Source organism: Aquimarina sp. AU119 (assembly GCF_900312735.1).
Classification (GTDB): domain Bacteria; phylum Bacteroidota; class Bacteroidia; order Flavobacteriales; family Flavobacteriaceae; genus Aquimarina; species Aquimarina algiphila.
Window position 1 is genome coordinate 66,890 of the sequence record NZ_OMPF01000027.1, and the last position, 17,230, is coordinate 84,119.

Here is a 17,230-nt window from a genome sequence, read left to right on the forward strand (position 1 = left end):
GTTTTGAGTTCGTTGTATTATTAATATGTTTTTTGAATATATCAGGTTACTCACAACAAGTAGATAGTGTAGAGGTTGTTGAAAACCAATCGATATTTAATATTCTTGAAGCATTTAAAAAACAATATCAATATAGTTTTTCTTATGATGTTGAAGCGGTCAAGAATGTAAAACTAAAAATTGATCAAAAGACAATCTCTATTGATTCACTATTAAAAGAGATAAAAGAACAAACGCAATTTATACTACAAAAGGTTGACGATCAAAGTTATATTTTGGTAGAAAATGATGAAACTATCGAAATATGTGGTATTGTGGTCGATGCGGCATCTACTTTTGAGCTTACCCAAGCTACTATCTTAAACAACAATAATGCAATTAAGCTTACAGATGAGCGAGGTTATTTTAGATTACGATTAAGACCAAAAGATTCAATTTCTATATCTTATTTAGGGTATGATATAAAAACAATTAAAGCTTCTGCTTTTTCAGGTTCGAGTTGTGATACAATTAGATTAAATCCTGAAATTCAGAGTTTAAGTGAGGTTGTTATTAATGAGTATCTTACTACAGGTGTACAAAAAAATAAAGATGCTTCTATTAATGTATCTACCAAAAAGCTCAGAATTCTACCAGGACTTGTAGAACCAGACGTTTTACAGAGTTTACAATTATTGCCAGGAGTAAATAGCCCAACAGAGGATCCAGCGGGATTATATATTAGAGGAGGAACTCCAGATCAAAACCTGGTACTATGGGATGGTATCAAAATGTATCATAATGGCCATTTTTTTAATCAAATATCAACTTTCAATCCCTATATAGTCAAAAATGTAAAGGTATATCGAGGTGGAACCAGTGTACGGTATGGAGATCGTATTTCTGGAGCAGTGATTATAGAATCTGATGATGATTTGATCGAAAAAATTAAAATCGGAGGCGGAGTAAATTTTACTCATGCAGATATTTTTGCCAAACTTCCTTTGTCAGAAAAAATAGGTGTGATGACGGCTTTTCGCAGATCTACTACTGATGTGTATAGAAATATAGCATACAATAATTTAGTTCGAAAAGTCTTTCAGAATACCAGGGCAGATATTCCAGATAGTAATGTACAAGGAACTTTGGATAGGGAAGCTAGAGAAGATGATTTTTCCTTTTCGGATACAAACATTAAACTTGTATGGCATCCAGATGAACAAAATACAATAAAATTTAGTGGAATATTTGCAGAAAATAGATTAGATAATATTAGAAATGAAGCAGATACGATTACCTCTTTTAATCGTATTAATGATATTCTTAAACTTAGGAACGGGGGAGCTAGTCTAAATTGGAGAAAAGAATATTCGAACAATATCATCCAGAAAACAAATGTTTATTTTTCAATATATGATACTCGTTATAAGATCATTGGATCTAATACCAATTCAAGACAAACTTTTATTTTTAATGAGAATAATCAAGTAAAGGATATAGGAGCAGAGTATTCTTTAGCTATTCCATTAGCTCCAAAACAAACTCTTGGTGTCGGGTATCAATTTGTTTATAATGAGGCAAATTATAATAGAAGCGAAATTGCTAATGGAGTTGTAGATGTAGATTTGGAGGATGAAATTAGAGGAGAAGGAAATAATCATACCTTGTTTTCTGAATATACTTATAAATCTCCAAAATTATATATGAATTTTGGACTTAGAGGCTCCTATTTGAGTAATACAGATCAGTTTTTTATAGAACCTCGTATGTTTTCTTCTGTAGAAGTGCTAAAGAACTTTAGACTAACTACTTCGGCAGAATTAAAAAATCAACAACTTAACCGCCTGGTTACTTTTGGTAGTATTTATAATCAAATTGAAGGCTTACCAGTTGCAGATAATGTATGGCTTCTTTCTGGAAAAATTAGAAATGATGACTCCGTTTTTGTTCCAGTAATCAAAAGCATGCAATTTACTTTTGGTTCTTTATACACCATTAACGGATGGAATTTTGATTTGGAAGCCTATTATAAGAAGCTTACTGATGTAACATCAATTAATAATTTTGTTTTGGAAGTTGCTTCTGCAGATACCGATAATGTTTTTGAAATAGGAAAAGAAGAACGTATTGGTTTTGATTTTTTACTAAAAAAAAGGATTCAGAATTATAGGTTCTGGATAGGGTATTCTTTAAGTAAAGCTCTAGTTACTTTCCCTAGTATACAGCAGAATGCTTTTTCAGGAAATTTTGATCAAAGACATGTATTAAATATCTCTCAAACTTTAAAGGTTAATAATTTTGAGTTTGCACTTGGATGGAATTATGCCACCGGAAGACCATTTACAAGATTACTAAGAGATGTTGATAATATAGACGATGGTATTAGAATCGATCCAAAAGGAATTAATTCTAGTAGATTTAAGGATTATCATAGATTAGATGCTTCTGCAGTATATAGATTTAATTTTAAAACTAAAAAAACCTGGGGAGGAATGATTGGATTCTCCATTCGTAATATTTACAATAGAAAAAATACGATTACTCAAGGGTTTTCTCGAAGAGAGGATGAAAATGGAATTTTTGTAGAAAGTTTTGAAAACAAATCATTACAACTCACACCAGATGTGGTTATCCGTTTTAATTTTTAAGAACAGATTTTAATATTAGATATTTACCTATTTGTTATAGACATCTCTTAAAGAGTTTTCATTTTTCATCAAATACATAAGAATTATATGAATAGTTGTGGTAGGGTTGACGCAATGATTAACGTTACTATATCATAAGACTAACTAAACTCTCATCCCACTTGAATTTAATTAATCATGCTTAAAAATTAATTCATGAGACGTAATTCTTTATTATTTATTTATGTATTCTTTTGTTTGACGCTACTTAACTGTAATAGTAGCGATGATGCTTTGAGTGCCACAGATTCTGAAATGAATCCAAATTCGGGAGGAGATCAGGACTCAGGGGGTACCCCTAGTCCTCCAACACAAGGAACACCGCTACGTACAGATGTAAAAACATTTATATTTGGACATAGCCTTATTGTACACTCGCCACCACTTATTCCTACTCCAAGCGACGAAACAACAGTTCCTCATTGGATGCATGTATTATCCCAATCTGCTGGTTATAGCTATGCTGTAGATGGTCAATATGGTTTTTTACCGCAACATGATAATCTTCCACCAATTGCACAGTGGGGATTTGATATAGCATCTGGAGTTTGGAATTCTGATGTTGAGCCATTTTCTGAGGCTAATTTTAACACGATACTATTAACCGCAGCCAATTTTGTACAGTATCAACCTGCAAATACGCCGTATGATGGAGATAATCCTGATAATACAACACCTCTTAGTGCTACTACAGATATTATTGATTGGGTTGGACAACAAGAAGAAGGGATAACAATTTATATTTATGAAAATTGGCCTGATATGGCTGGTTTTGTAAACTCATTTCCTCCTTCTCAAGAAGAATTTGCTAATTATAACGCAAATACAGTTGGAGATTTTCATAATTGGTGGTTAGATTATCATAACGCATTATTGGTTGATAGGCCTAATGTTAAGATGATTCCGGTAGGGCCAATTATAAGTAAACTACTTACAGATACAGCTTTAGAACAAATTCCGATTTTGGACTTATACGAAGATGCTGCTCCTCATGGAAGGCCAACCATTTATTTTCTAGCAAGTTTAATAACGTATTCTGCTATGTATGGGATACCACCACCATCAGATTTTGAAATCCCTACAACTGTACATAGCACAGTTAGAGACAACTATCAAGAAACAGTAAATTTTATCTGGAACGAACTTCAAAATTTTAATGACGAAAACGGGAATAGCCGTGTTTGGTAATACATAAAGTTTGTGATAAATAAAAAGAGGCAATAGATGTTCTAATTGCCTCTTTTGTTTTTGATTATACTACTTAATGATTTATTGTTATCTAGGATAATAAAGAGAATACTATGATATTAAGAAAGTTATAAAGACAAATCATTATAACTTAAATTAATCAGATTATACATTTCTGATTTTAAGAAATTAAATGTGTTTTTTACATATATTGTAAACCTGTAGCATAATCACCAGCATTAATTTCACACAATATCAATATTTCATTCATGGTCAAACGAATAGTATTTCTTTTAGTTTCATTTTTTATAATTACCAACGTTTTTGCACAAACATCAGCAGATACATTAGTAGCTTCTCAGTATTATAAAAAAGCAGATTCATTATTAATAGATAAAAAGCATGAAGAATCCATTGAATTTTTTAACAAAGCACTTCCTGAATATAAAAAAGCAAAAGTTTGGGGAAAAGTGGCAAGTTGTTATAACAAAATATCCGAAAATCAATGGCGAATCATGAAGTTAGAAAAATCACTACAAAATTCGAAAAAAGCATTAGTAGTAAGCAATCAATATTTTACAAAAGATAATCGACAAAAAGCTAATGCTTTTGATAATATGGCTAATTATTATCTAAGAATTGGCTCTTATAATAAATCATTATTAAATTTTAAAAAGGCAAAAAAAATATTACTAACTCTTATACCTGAGAATAATAATCAGGTGGTTGGAATTTACAAAAATATAGCAAGGATATACTCTATTTTAGGAGACAATACTAAATCTCTTTATTATCTGGATAAATGTTTGAAAATTTATAAAAAAAAATTTGGAGAAAGTCATGTGCGAGTTGGCACTGTGTATTCGAATATTGGTAATGTTTATACAGAAATAGGAGAAAATGATACAGCATTAGAATATTATGAAAAAGCTCTATCTGCGCTACCCCAAACTCAAGAAAAATATGAAAGATTTCTAAGTGGTATATATAATAATATGGGAGTATTGAACGGGAATATGGGAAGGTATGAAACTTCTATAGATTATCATAAAAAAGCTTTAGAATTGAAAATCAAAATATTTGGAAAAAATAATTTTGTGATTGCAAAATCATATTCAGGAATGGGAAATGTTTATGGGTTAATGGGTCAGTATAATTTATCCTTAGAATACCTCAAAAAAGCCTTAAATATAGCCTCAGAAGTTAATAAGAGAAATAGTATACCCGAAATTTCAGGTTTTTATAATAACATTAGTGCTACTTATATCAAGGTGAAAAATTACAATGAAGCATTAAATTATATTAAAAAAGCAATTGAAACTCATCAGTTATATCATAAAAAAGATCATATAAGTTTTGTAGTTCTTTATACAAATATGGGAATAACATTGAATCAACTTAAAAGATATGATGAAGCGATTACCTATTTTGAAAAAACATTAAAGATTTATAAAATTAATCCTGGGCTAACATTACCGGATGAAGGATATAGTTACTATAATTTGGGAAATACATATAAGTTAAATAAAGAATTAGAATTAGCAATTGAAAATTATAAAAATGCAATAAAGGTATATTCTAAATTATATACGAATAAAAGTCATGAGGTTGCTAAATGTTATAATGAAATAGGAAATGTATATAGTATTAAAGGAGATTATACCCGAGCTATAGAGTATTATCAAAAATCACTAATAAGTAATAATCGGCATTTTGATAGCAAATCAATTTATAATAACCCAGACTTAGAAAGTGACTTTAATAGTAATATTCAAATTAATTCTCTTTTTAATAAAGCTAATGTATTAGGTGAATTATATCATAAAAATAAAAATGTGAAATTTATGAAGACTGCTTTGTCTACATATTCTTACTTAGATTCGATTATTGATAAGAATAGGTATAATATACTTAACTATGAGGATAAGATGCAGTTTTCAGAATTAGCTTCTGATATTTATGAAAAAGCAATAATTGCCGAAGGGTTAATGGCAAAAGAAGAAACTCAAAAAATGCATTTAGAAAAGGCATATTATTATCTCGAAAAGAAAAAAGCAAATACTCTTAAAGAGTTGTTATTAAAAATTAAAATTAAAAACAATTTTAAAATTCCTTCAAGTATTATCACTCTTGATGACCAAATAAAAGTAGACCAATCATATTATAAATCAAAAATAACTGAGCTGACATCTATATCAGATAGTTTGGATACCTTAAAAATATCAAAGTACAAAGATAAATTGTTTAGCGTTAATAGAAGGAGCGATTCATTAAAGTCTATTATGAGACAGTTTTACAAAAGCTATTTTGATTTAAAATATAATAATTTGTATAATGAAATAGAATATATTCAAAGCAACTTAAAGACAGATAATACGATTTTACAATATTTTATGTCAAAAGAGAGATTATACGTTTTTGTAATAGCCAATAATACATTCAAAATGATAGATTTAGGAAGCGTAAAAAAAATAGAAAAGAATTTATCATTCCTCAAGACTGCAATAATTAGTAAAAATATTTTGGACTATAAGAATATAGCTTTTAAACTTTGTGAGCAACTAATTCAACCCATATCAGGATTTATTGAAACCAAACAGTTAATTATCATCCCAGATGGCGCGCTATGGAATCTTAATTTTGAATTATTATTGACTCAGAAAAATGAAACAAGTGATGCTAGAAGTTTACCATATTTGCTTCGCGATTATGCGATATCATATGCCAACTCTGCTAATCTACTCTTCAATCAGATAGGGAATAGTCATCAAACTTTAGAAATAAAAAAAGAATGCCTAGCTTTTTCATTTTCAGATACGACCAATCTTGCAGCTAGCACTACGATAAGTCTAGCAACACTTAGAGATGCCGAAGATGATTTGCCTGGTACTCGAGAAGAAATTAGAGCGATCTCTAAGATTATTAATGGTAAGTATTATTATGGCAATCAAGCTATAGAATCTAATTTTAAGAAAAATGCAAATGAATATAGTATTCTTCATTTGGCATTGCATGGCGAAGTGGATAACGAAAAACCAGAAAATTCAAAACTGTATTTTACAAAAAGTAAAGATACTCTAGAGGATAATCTATTATATGCTCACGAACTTTTTGCATTGGACATTCCGGCAGAGCTTACAGTATTAAGTGCGTGTAATACGGGAACAGGGAAAATCGCGAATGGAGAAGGGATTATGAGTCTAGGTACAGCATTTCAATACGCAGGAACCAGGAGTTTGTTATTAAGTTCATGGGAGGTATCAGATCGAAGCGCTCCCAAACTTATAGAAAAATTTTATACTAATCTTGCAGATGGTATGAATAAAAGTAAAGCATTACAAAAAGCAAAATTAGATTTTTTAAAGACAGCTGATTTATATCATATAGCCCCTTTTTATTGGGGTAATTATTATCTCTTAGGAAACTCAGAAGCTATAAAAATGGATAAGCCTATTGAATATACGTATTGGGTTATTTTATCTGGTATAATTCTCATATTTTCTTTGCTTGTTTTCTTATATAGAAAGAAAAAAAAACAAGTATAGTTTTTATAGAGAGATATTATTTTGGAAACAAGCTTTTATCAATATTTGGAATAATTTGTAAAGCATTTTTATAGTATAGTTTCTTCAATACTTCATCATCAAGATTTAATCCATACATTTTCCAAAAGGCATGGTATCTTTTATAGTAAGGAAAATATTCATCATCAGATTCGAGTACTCTAAAGTAGGTATAATACTCCTCTGGATTCCAGGAATCTTTTCCAAACATCACTCTGTTTTGATATTTTGTAAGGAAGGCTTTGGCATTTCTGGGTTGTCTTCCTAATTCTGCGATTACAGCTCCAATTTCACTATACATATTTGGTATTTCGTCCATTAGTTTTGCTAGTTTAGCCAAGTCGTTACCATACCAACCCAAATGGGCATTAATGAATTTAGTGTTTTTATGTTTTCTAAAAATTCGATGCTGTTCTTGTATAATCGTTTCCCATGATCCAGTAACATTAGCATCTCTTTTTCTTCTTGATCTAAGTTTTAGCTCTAACCACCGTTCATTTTTATTGTCATGCGCATCCCAAAATGGTTTTGGATCAGCAGAATGGATCAATACAGGGATACCAAGTTCTCCGCACTTTTCCCAAACAGGTCCAATTCTGGGATCATCTATTTTAATACGATTCCCATTACTATCCTTATTATCCATGCCTTGACTTTTATAAATTTTTAATCCATTGGCACCAAGAGCTATATCTTTTTCGATTTGAGAAACAGTTTTTTGCGTCCAACCAGGTTCATCAATACCTGTAAGGTTAATATTGGTGAATACAATAAATCTATTAGGAAAATTCGTTTTTACATTTTCTAATGATTTAGCAAGATGTTCATCAGATCCTCTTCCTCTTCCAGATAGGTTTACCATCACTGCCATGTTGAGTTTATCCATTTCAGAAACAACATCTTGAAGGTTTTGTGTTGGCATTCTAAATTGATGATTATGGACATCGATAAAAGGGAACTTTGCTTTTTTGACCTCTTCTCCCGGTACAACAAGAGTAGAAGGGGGATCATAATCTTCAAATTCCATTTTTTGCGCGGCTATTTGTGTAATAGATGCTAATAGAACTAGTAAAAAGGCTTTCCAGAATTTCATATTTGTGATTTGATTTAGATAGCAAAAACATAAATATATAATAATCATACCGTCAAAAAGAAAGGTTAACAACACTTTATAAACTCTATAAAATCAATGATAATAGTACAATAATAAAAACCCCTGTTACTAAGTATGAAAAGTAACAAGGATCTTTATAAACAAATCACCAACCAATTACATTGTATATATTTTTATTTTAATTCACTTACAAAATAGGTTTATCGGCACAATAAGAATCAAATTTGATCGCTATGGAAAGAATTATGATGCTCTTACATACCTAAAACAAAAAAGAAATAAAATACCCTACTTTATTTTTTGAAAACATGATTATTTCCCAATTTATTAACCAAATATAGGAGACAGGAGGCCTAAAAATGTGATAGATTTCACAAGGAATCAAATAAAGAAAATCCCGTTACCTGAAGTATTTGGTAACGGGATTTTAAACAACTAACCAACAACTAAATTTTATATTTTAGTCATCATCACGATCATCATCGTCATCATCGTCATGATATCTTTTCTTCCTTTTTCTATTTTTATAATAATGATCATCGTCATTATCGTGCTTATAATATTTTGGCTGCCAATTCCTGTTATAATAAGGATCATGAGTTGTAGTACATCCATCGATACCACAGTATCCACAACCATCATAGTGAATATTACCTTCTGTCTCTCTTATTCTGTCATATCTGTTATAGTAGATACGTAATCCACCTATTTGATACACTAATCCTCTTCTGTTATATCGAATTGATATTGTACCTATTCTTCGTACTCTATTATATCTATCATAACTGATATAATTTGGTCCGACCTTTTTTAGTCTACCGTAATAATCATATCTGATAAAATTATTATGATGTGCTCGTACACGTTGAGTATATGTACCGGGAGTATTATATCTTCTGGTATTCCAATTTCCGTAATGAGATCTACCTCTTCGATTAAGCACTTTATAGTCAATGCTACCTTCTGGGTAAACAAGAAATTTTATTCCTCCTTCGATAAAGACAATTGGTTGTGTGTTATGATAGCGTTTTGTAACCCTATCCTTGTGATCCGCATGATTGTGATCATTTGCCTTTACAGTTGTTACTATCAGTAACAAAGCTGCAGTAAAAAGTATCATTTTTTTCATAACCTTACCTGTTTTGGGTTTATGCCTACTCATTAGCTTTTCGGCTTCCGCTATTTGATTAATACTGTTTCAAATCGCGTGCCAAAAATGAGTAAGGTTATGAAAAATAAGGGTAATTATTTGGTTTTCAGAAAACTAATTATTTCTTCTGGATCCGCTCTTTCTTTATAATCTTCTTTAATGAAATCATAAATGATAGTTCCGTTCTGATCAATTATATATGTTGCTGATATTGGAAGTTGTTGAGCAGTATTTCCGTTATTTGCTTCTAAATCAATTTTAAAGCCTTTATAAACTTCAATAAGATCTTCTGGTAATGTAAATACGAGGTTAAATGCTTTGGCAATTTTATTATCTAAGTCAGAAAGAACTTCAAAACGTAATCCGTTTTTTTCTGAAGTAGTTAATGAATTGTCTGGTGTTTCAGGGCTTATAGCCACCAAAGTTGCTCCATATTTTTCAATTTCAGGTAATGCATCTTGTAATGCTTTTAGTTCCAGGTTGCAATAAGGGCACCATCCGCCTCGATAAAAGGATAGGACAATTTTTTTATCTAATAATAATTCTTGTACAGACATCTTTTTATTGGCTGCATTGGGAAGTGTAATCTCTGGAATTTGATCTCCGGTTTTTAATGCTTTGGATACAAGTCCTTCATCGCGTAAGGTTTGTATACCATTATTCATTATTCTGTGTGTACTTTCTGAATATTTCGCTACAGATTGATCTGCGCGAGCTTTTAGATCTTGAGTAAGTGACATTGTTTTGGTTTAAGATTAAATGTCTACGTTTAGCCGTTACGAAATGAATTACATTACAGAGATAAATGCTATAATAATGTTAATATCGAATCAAGGTCAAAAGTAGTATAAGGATAAAAAAACTTAACCCCAGAAAAAGGGGTAGTGTCTTAATATAGAAATAATCATCTTTACCATGAAAAATCATTAAGTTTTATGAACATCATAAGTTTTGTTCGTGTAGTATTAATTTTTATAGGATTATTTTTATGTAGCAGCGGTATTGCTCAGGATGATCGCGATGTATTAATTAATTTGTATAGAGCAAATCCAGATAATAGACTAGATTGGGATATTAAGATAACAACGATAGAGGATTGGGTAGGTGTAACGATGGTTAAAGGAAGAGTAACCGAATTAGATTTAAGATCAAATAAATTAACCCTTCTTCCAGAAAGCTTTGGAGATCTTACAGCACTTGAGGAATTGGATTTGTCTGACAATCAATTAACTCATCTTCCAGAAAGCTTAGGAGGTCTTACAACACTTGAGGAGTTGGATTTGTCTGAAAATCAATTAACTCATCTTCCAGAAAACTTAGGAGGCCTTATAACACTTGTAAAATTGGATTTGTCTGACAATCAATTAATACGTCTTCCTGAAAGTTTTGGAGGCCTTACAGTACTTGGGGAACTGGATTTATCTTATAATAAGTTAACAAGCTTTCCAGAAAGTTTTGGAGACCTAATAAAGCTTGAATACTTGAATTTGTATAAAAATCAAATAACAAGTCTTCCAGAAAGTTTTAGAGGTCTTAAAGCACTTGGGGAATTGGATTTGTCTTATAATCAATTAATAAGCTTTCCAGAAAGTTTAGGAGACCTTATAACACTTAAAAAATTGTATTTGACGAATAATAATATTATTAGTTTTTCTGAAAGTTTAGTTGGTCTTACAGCGCTTTTGTATTTGAATTTAAACGATAATGAATTAACTCATCTTCCAGAAGGTTTTGGAAACCTTACAAGGCTTAAAGGATTGAGGTTAAATAATAATGAATTAACTCATCTTCCAGAAAGTTTTGGAAATCTAATAAAGCTTGAATACTTGAATTTAGATGATAATGAATTAACTAGTCTTCCAGAAAGTTTTGGAGGTCTATTAAAACTTGAATACTTGAATTTATATAAAAACCCATTGATTCGTCTTCCAGAAAGTTTTGTCGATCTTAAAGAGCTTGAGACATTAGATTTGTCTTATAATAAATTAACGAGTCTTCCAGATCGTTTTGGAGATTTAATAAAGCTTAAATACTTAGATTTATATAAAAACCCATTGGCTGGATTATCCGTACCATTATGCAATTTTATAAGTGATATTTCTAGAGTCAGTTTACATACTGGTGTATGTGATTAATGATGTAGATTAAAAATGGAAACATTGTTATATGAATACCTACTATGCTATATGGTTTGCTTGTCATTCCTGTTTCAGAGACCTATAATTAATCGATTATCTTTTTAAAAAAGAGTGTTTATTTTTATTTTTTTATTCCCAACGAAAGGTAACGTGTTGTTTAACGATAATATTTGTTTCTACCTGAAGCAGAAAGTATTTTTAAGTCTAGAATTTGTTGCTGCCTGAAGGAGGGGAAATATATTCTTATAATTTTTCTTTTAAATACTGGCCCGTATATGAGTCTTTTATTTTTACAACTTCTTCAGGAGTACCCTCAGCCATTATAGTACCTCCATTTTTTCCTCCTTTTGGTCCCAGATCGATAACATGATCAGCACATTTAACGAGATCTAGATTATGTTCTATTACCAAAATAGAGTGCCCTTTGGATATTAATTCATTAAAAGATTTTAATAATTTTTTGATGTCATGAAAATGAAGTCCTGTTGTCGGTTCATCAAAGATAAATAGGGCTTTGTCTTTGGTATTTCCTTTAACCAAAAACGAAGCAAGTTTAATCCGCTGTGCTTCTCCTCCGGATAGGGTGGAAGAACTCTGTCCCAGTTGAACATAGCCAAGTCCAACATCTTGTAATGGTTGTAACTTCTTATGTATCTTAGTTTGATTGTGATCTGAAAAGAAATCAATTGCTGTATCTATAGTCATCGATAGTATATCATGAATATTTTTATCATGAAATGTTACTTCGAGAACATCTTTTTTGAAACGTTTACCTCCACAAGTTTCACATTCCAGATGTACATCTGCCATGAATTGCATCTCGATAGTAACTTCTCCTTCTCCTTTACAAGTTTCACATCGTCCGCCATCTACATTAAATGAGAAATGTTTTGCTTTATAATTACGAATACTAGATAATTTTTGAGAAGCAAACAAATTACGAATATCATCATATGCCTTAATATAAGTAACCGGATTAGAACGTGATGATCTACCAATCGGATTTTGGTCTACAAACTCTACATGTTTTATATTGCTGTAGTTACCTTTAAGTTCTGTAAACTGACCTGCTTTTTCTCCATAACCTCCTAATTCCTTAAGTACAGAAGGATAAATGATCTTTTTTACTAGTGTGCTTTTTCCGCTACCTGATACCCCGGTAATGGCGGTAAAGATTCCAAGAGGGATTTTAAGGTCAATGTTTTGTAGATTGTTTTCTCGAGCTCCAATGATTTCAAGATAATATTTTGAGGTCCTACGAGTTTTAGGAACTTCAATTTCAAGAGTTCCATTTAAGTATTTTGCTGTTAATGAATCAGCTTTTAGAATTTCATCATATGCTCCCGTAGCAACGACATGTCCTCCATGTGTACCGGCTTCGGGACCAATATCGATAATTTCATTGGCCGCTTTCATGATATCTTCATCATGTTCTACTACAATTACCGTATTACCAAGATCTCGAAGAGATTGTAATACTTTAATCAATTTTTCGGTATCCTTAGGGTGTAATCCAATACTTGGTTCATCCAGGATATACATAGATCCAACCAGACTGCTTCCTAACGAAGTAGCTAGATTAATACGTTGCGATTCTCCTCCAGATAATGTATTTGATTTTCTATTAAGTGTTAAGTATTCCAATCCAACATTCTGTAAAAACTCTAAACGGCTATTGATTTCTTTAAGAAGGCGTTTGGCAATTTTTGTATCATATTCATTTAAGGTAAGGTCTTTAAAGAAATCAGCTAATTCATTAAGTGGCTTCTCTACCAAATCTGTTAAGGTAGCTCCATTGATTTTTACATAGTTGGCTTCTTTGCGTAAACGCTTCCCTTTACAAGTAGAACATTTTGTTTTTCCGCGATAGCGAGAAAGCATTACACGATTTTGAATTTTATATGCTTTTGATTCTAATTCTTCAAAAAAACTTGTAATTCCTTCAAAGTACTCATTTCCAGACCAAAGAAGATCTTTGTCTTTGTCCGATAATTCGAAATAAGGTTTATGAATAGGGAAATCGAATTTGTATGCACTGTTTACCAGTTGATCCTTATACCAGCTCATACTATCACCACGCCATGGAAAAACAGCTTCTTCATAAATACTCAAAGCGGTATTAGGAATAACAAGATCTCCATCAATACCAATAACATCACCATATCCTTCACATTCTGGACAAGCTCCATATGGATTATTAAAACTAAAAAGATGCACATTAGGTTCTAAAAAAGTAATACCATCTAATGCAAAAGTGTTACTAAATTCTTTAATGTTATTATCAGTAAGTGTTTCGATATGACAAATTCCCTTACCTTCAAAAAATGCAGAATCAATAGCATCTGCTAAACGATTATAAAAATCCTCTTCATCTTTTTTTACGATACGATCTACAACTAGATAAAAATCATCTTTTTCATTAATAGTTGCTTCTTCTATTCGGTGCACCGTGCCGTTTACTTTGATACGCGCATACCCTTGTTGTTGTAGTACTTTTAGTTTACCCTCTAGTGTTCTTCCATCTTCGATATGAATAGGAGAGAGTAATAAGAGTTTCTCACCATTTTCAAATGTTTTTACATACTCAATAACATCAGTTACGCGATCTTTTTTTACTTGATTACCAGAGATAGGAGAGTAGGTTTTTCCAATTCTGGCAAAAAGTAATTTGAGATAATCATAAATTTCTGTTGTCGTACCTACAGTAGATCTTGGATTGGTAGAATTTACTTTTTGCTCAATAGCTATTGCAGGAGCAATTCCTTTTATATAATCAACCTTAGGTTTATTGAGTCGTCCTAAAAACTGGCGAGCATAAGACGAAAGGCTTTCAACGTATCTACGTTGTCCCTCTGCATATAAGGTATCAAATGCAAGACTGGATTTACCAGATCCAGATAATCCGGTAATAACCACTAACTGATTTCTTGGGATAACGGCGTCTAAATCTTTCAGGTTGTGAAGTTTAGCTCCTTTTATAATTATATTGTCTTTTGGATCTAAGGTTGTAATGTCTTGAATCATAGTAAATACGCGGTAAGAGCGCAAAGATAATGATTACAAAACAAGTATTATAACCTATGTCAAATGAAAGTTTAGTTAAAAAAATTAACAAGAAATTGTTTGATATTCAATGATAGTTACTATATTAGCCCCTGTAAATAAACCATAAATCTAAAACGAAACTGCCTATAGCATACCTTTACTTTTAAGTTTAACATAGCACGAGCCCCAAGCTTGTTGGTACTAAAATTAAATTAAGGTATGAAGAATTACACCCTAACAGACGCAGTTCTGGTTAATAACTACATTAAAGGAGACGAATGTGCTTTATCTGTTCTAATAGAAAGACATAAGCAGCGTATTTACAGTTTTATTTATTCTAAAGTTTTTGATAGAGATGTTTCAGAAGACATTTTCCAAGATACTTTTATAAAAGTTATCAGAACATTAAAGAATGGGAAATATAATGAAGAAGGAAAATTTCTACCGTGGGTAATGCGTATTGCTCATAATTTGGTCATTGATCATTTTAGAAAAGGAAATAGAATGCCAAAATTTGAAGATAATGGAGAATTTAGCATCTTTTCTGTGATAAGTGATGGAGATCTTAATGCTGAAAAAAGAATAATTAAAGATCAGGTAGAAGAGGATTTACGTAATTTAATTCAAGAATTACCAGAAGATCAAAAAGAAGTTCTGGTTATGCGTATGTACCGAGATATGAGTTTTAAGGAAATATCTGATAAAACAGGTGTAAGTATTAATACAGCCCTTGGTAGAATGAGGTATGCATTAATTAACCTAAGAAAAGTAATTGAAAAAAATAATATTGTTTTAACAAATTAATAACGTATTGATGCAATAAAGTTTAATTTGTCGCGTTATAATTTTAAATAACCCTAATATTTAAGATTATATAATATGGCAAAATTTTACTTTAAGTCTTCAAAAGAAGAAAAACATTTAGTACCTAGCAGAAAAACAATTGATTTTCTCTTAAGCTATTCAAAATCATTACAAGTTTTAGAGTGTAATAACCTTAAATTTGAAACGATTTTAAACTAAACTTATAAAAGGCCCATTATTTTTTAATGGGCCTTTTACTTTTATAATATTCATCCAAAACGGTTTTTCTACCTATAGTTTTTGTGATGATGTCTTTATCAAGATCCCAGCCTCTAGCAGGAGAATATTCTCGTCCATACCAAATGATTTGAAGATGTAAATCATTCCATAATTCTTTTGGAAATAAACGTTTGGCATCTTTTTCTGTTTGTGTTACATTTTTGCCATTGGTAAATCCCCAACGATACATTAATCTATGGATATGAGTATCAACAGGAAATGCAGGTACTCCAAATGCTTGTGACATAACAACACTTGCAGTCTTGTGTCCAACAGCAGGAAGTTCTTCTAATGCTTCAAAGCTTTGAGGAACTTCGCCATTATGTTTATCTATAAGAATCTGCGATAATCCGTGTATTCCTTTAGATTTCATTGGACTTAAACCAACGGGTCTTATAATTTCTCTAATCTCTTCTACAGATAGCCTAACCATTGCATATGGATTATCTGCACGATCAAATAATAAAGGAGTAATTTGATTGACTCTAACATCGGTGCTTTGTGCACTCATTAATACTGCAATTAATAAGGTATAAGGATCTTTATGGTCGAGTGGAATAGGAATTCTGGGATATAATTCTTGTAACGTTTTAATTGTAAAATCTATCTTTTCCTGCTTGGTCATATTGCCTAAATTGTTTTATGCTAAAGTATTAAATTATAAATCGAATATAATAGAGGATAATCATTAAAATTTTTATAAAACTGAAACGATATCGTTATTTTTGTTTTATCTTTATTCAGAAACTTTAAACAAAATTTAATTCATATAAATCATAGAACAATGACCACATTACAAGCAGGAGATAAAGCTCCTAATTTTTCAGCATTAGATCAGGACGGAAATACGATTACCTTGGATAATTACAAAGGAAAAAAGCTTGTGGTTTTTTTCTATCCCAAAGCAAGTACCCCTGGTTGTACGGCAGAAGCGTGTAATCTAAGAGATAATTATCAAACTTTTCAAAATCAAGGGTATGAGATTCTTGGAGTGAGCGCAGATAGTGCAAAGCGTCAACAAAATTTTAAAAATAAGTTCGAGTTACCTTATCCATTACTAGCCGATGAGGATAAAAAAGTTATTGAGGCTTTTGGAGTTTGGGGGCCTAAGAAATTTATGGGAAAAGAGTATGACGGAATCCACCGCACCACCTTTGTTATTGATGAAAACGGTGTTATTTCAGAAGTAATACTCAAGGTAAAAACAAAAGATCATACTGCGCAAATATTATAATTAAAATATATAAAAAAGCAGCATTAATAATCTCTATTAATGCTGCTTT

At 31.1% G+C, this 17,230-nt stretch carries 11 protein-coding genes; 6 read left to right on the forward strand and 5 right to left on the reverse strand.

All coding sequences use genetic code 11. The features are described from left to right. The first annotated feature begins 32 nt into the window (after nucleotides 1-32). The 3 genes from DK442_RS24050 to DK442_RS24060 all read left to right on the forward strand — a co-directional run bounded on the left by DK442_RS24050 (nucleotide 33) and on the right by DK442_RS24060 (nucleotide 7,399). On the forward strand, nucleotides 33-2,627 hold the full coding sequence (locus DK442_RS24050) for a TonB-dependent receptor plug domain-containing protein (RefSeq protein ID WP_160114330.1): 2,595 nt from the start codon (nucleotides 33-35) through the stop codon (nucleotides 2,625-2,627). 195 nt (nucleotides 2,628-2,822) lie between these two features. Then, a complete protein-coding gene (locus DK442_RS24055; RefSeq protein ID WP_160114331.1) occupies nucleotides 2,823-3,854 on the forward strand; it encodes a T9SS C-terminal target domain-containing protein in 1,032 nt (343 codons plus the stop codon). Nucleotides 3,855-4,123: 269 nt separating this feature from the next. Further along, nucleotides 4,124-7,399: a tetratricopeptide repeat protein gene (locus tag DK442_RS24060; protein ID WP_109438473.1), complete on the forward strand. Its 3,276-nt coding sequence runs from the start codon at nucleotides 4,124-4,126 to the stop codon at nucleotides 7,397-7,399. A gap of 16 nt (nucleotides 7,400-7,415) precedes the next feature. On the opposite strand, the gene DK442_RS24065 is transcribed toward DK442_RS24060, so the two are convergent. From DK442_RS24065 to DK442_RS24075, 3 genes are all read right to left on the reverse strand, one after another. After that, on the reverse strand, nucleotides 7,416-8,510 hold the full coding sequence (locus tag DK442_RS24065) for an amidohydrolase family protein (protein ID WP_109438474.1): 1,095 nt from the start codon (nucleotides 8,508-8,510) through the stop codon (nucleotides 7,416-7,418). Nucleotides 8,511-8,991: 481 nt separating this feature from the next. After that, nucleotides 8,992-9,660 carry a hypothetical protein gene (locus DK442_RS24070; protein WP_160114332.1) on the reverse strand — a complete coding sequence of 223 codons (669 nt, stop codon included), beginning with the start codon at nucleotides 9,658-9,660 and terminating at the stop codon, nucleotides 8,992-8,994. A gap of 116 nt (nucleotides 9,661-9,776) precedes the next feature. Beyond that, on the reverse strand, nucleotides 9,777-10,421 hold the full coding sequence (locus tag DK442_RS24075; RefSeq protein WP_109438476.1) for a peroxiredoxin-like family protein: 645 nt from the start codon (nucleotides 10,419-10,421) through the stop codon (nucleotides 9,777-9,779). 195 nt (nucleotides 10,422-10,616) lie between these two features. Between DK442_RS24075 and DK442_RS24080 the strand changes: the two genes are divergently transcribed. Continuing rightward, nucleotides 10,617-11,816 carry a leucine-rich repeat domain-containing protein gene (locus DK442_RS24080; RefSeq protein ID WP_109438477.1) on the forward strand — a complete coding sequence of 400 codons (1,200 nt, stop codon included), beginning with the start codon at nucleotides 10,617-10,619 and terminating at the stop codon, nucleotides 11,814-11,816. 246 nt (nucleotides 11,817-12,062) lie between these two features. Here DK442_RS24080 and uvrA read toward each other — a convergent pair whose 3' ends face one another. After that, entirely contained in the window at nucleotides 12,063-14,843 is a 2,781-nt protein-coding gene (gene uvrA / locus DK442_RS24085) for an excinuclease ABC subunit UvrA (protein ID WP_109438478.1), read from the reverse strand. Between the two features lie 240 nt (nucleotides 14,844-15,083). Here uvrA and DK442_RS24090 point away from each other — a divergent pair, with 240 nt between their 5' ends. Beyond that, nucleotides 15,084-15,668 carry an RNA polymerase sigma factor gene (locus DK442_RS24090; RefSeq protein WP_109438479.1) on the forward strand — a complete coding sequence of 195 codons (585 nt, stop codon included), beginning with the start codon at nucleotides 15,084-15,086 and terminating at the stop codon, nucleotides 15,666-15,668. 235 nt (nucleotides 15,669-15,903) lie between these two features. Here DK442_RS24090 and nth read toward each other — a convergent pair whose 3' ends face one another. Then, nucleotides 15,904-16,572 carry an endonuclease III gene (gene nth / locus DK442_RS24095; protein ID WP_109438480.1) on the reverse strand — a complete coding sequence of 223 codons (669 nt, stop codon included), beginning with the start codon at nucleotides 16,570-16,572 and terminating at the stop codon, nucleotides 15,904-15,906. 159 nt (nucleotides 16,573-16,731) lie between these two features. On the opposite strand from nth, the gene bcp reads away from it, so the two are divergent. Further along, complete coding sequence (gene bcp / locus DK442_RS24100) at nucleotides 16,732-17,181, forward strand: thioredoxin-dependent thiol peroxidase (RefSeq protein ID WP_109438481.1); 450 nt, start codon at nucleotides 16,732-16,734, stop codon at nucleotides 17,179-17,181. Nucleotides 17,182-17,230 lie beyond the last annotated feature (49 nt).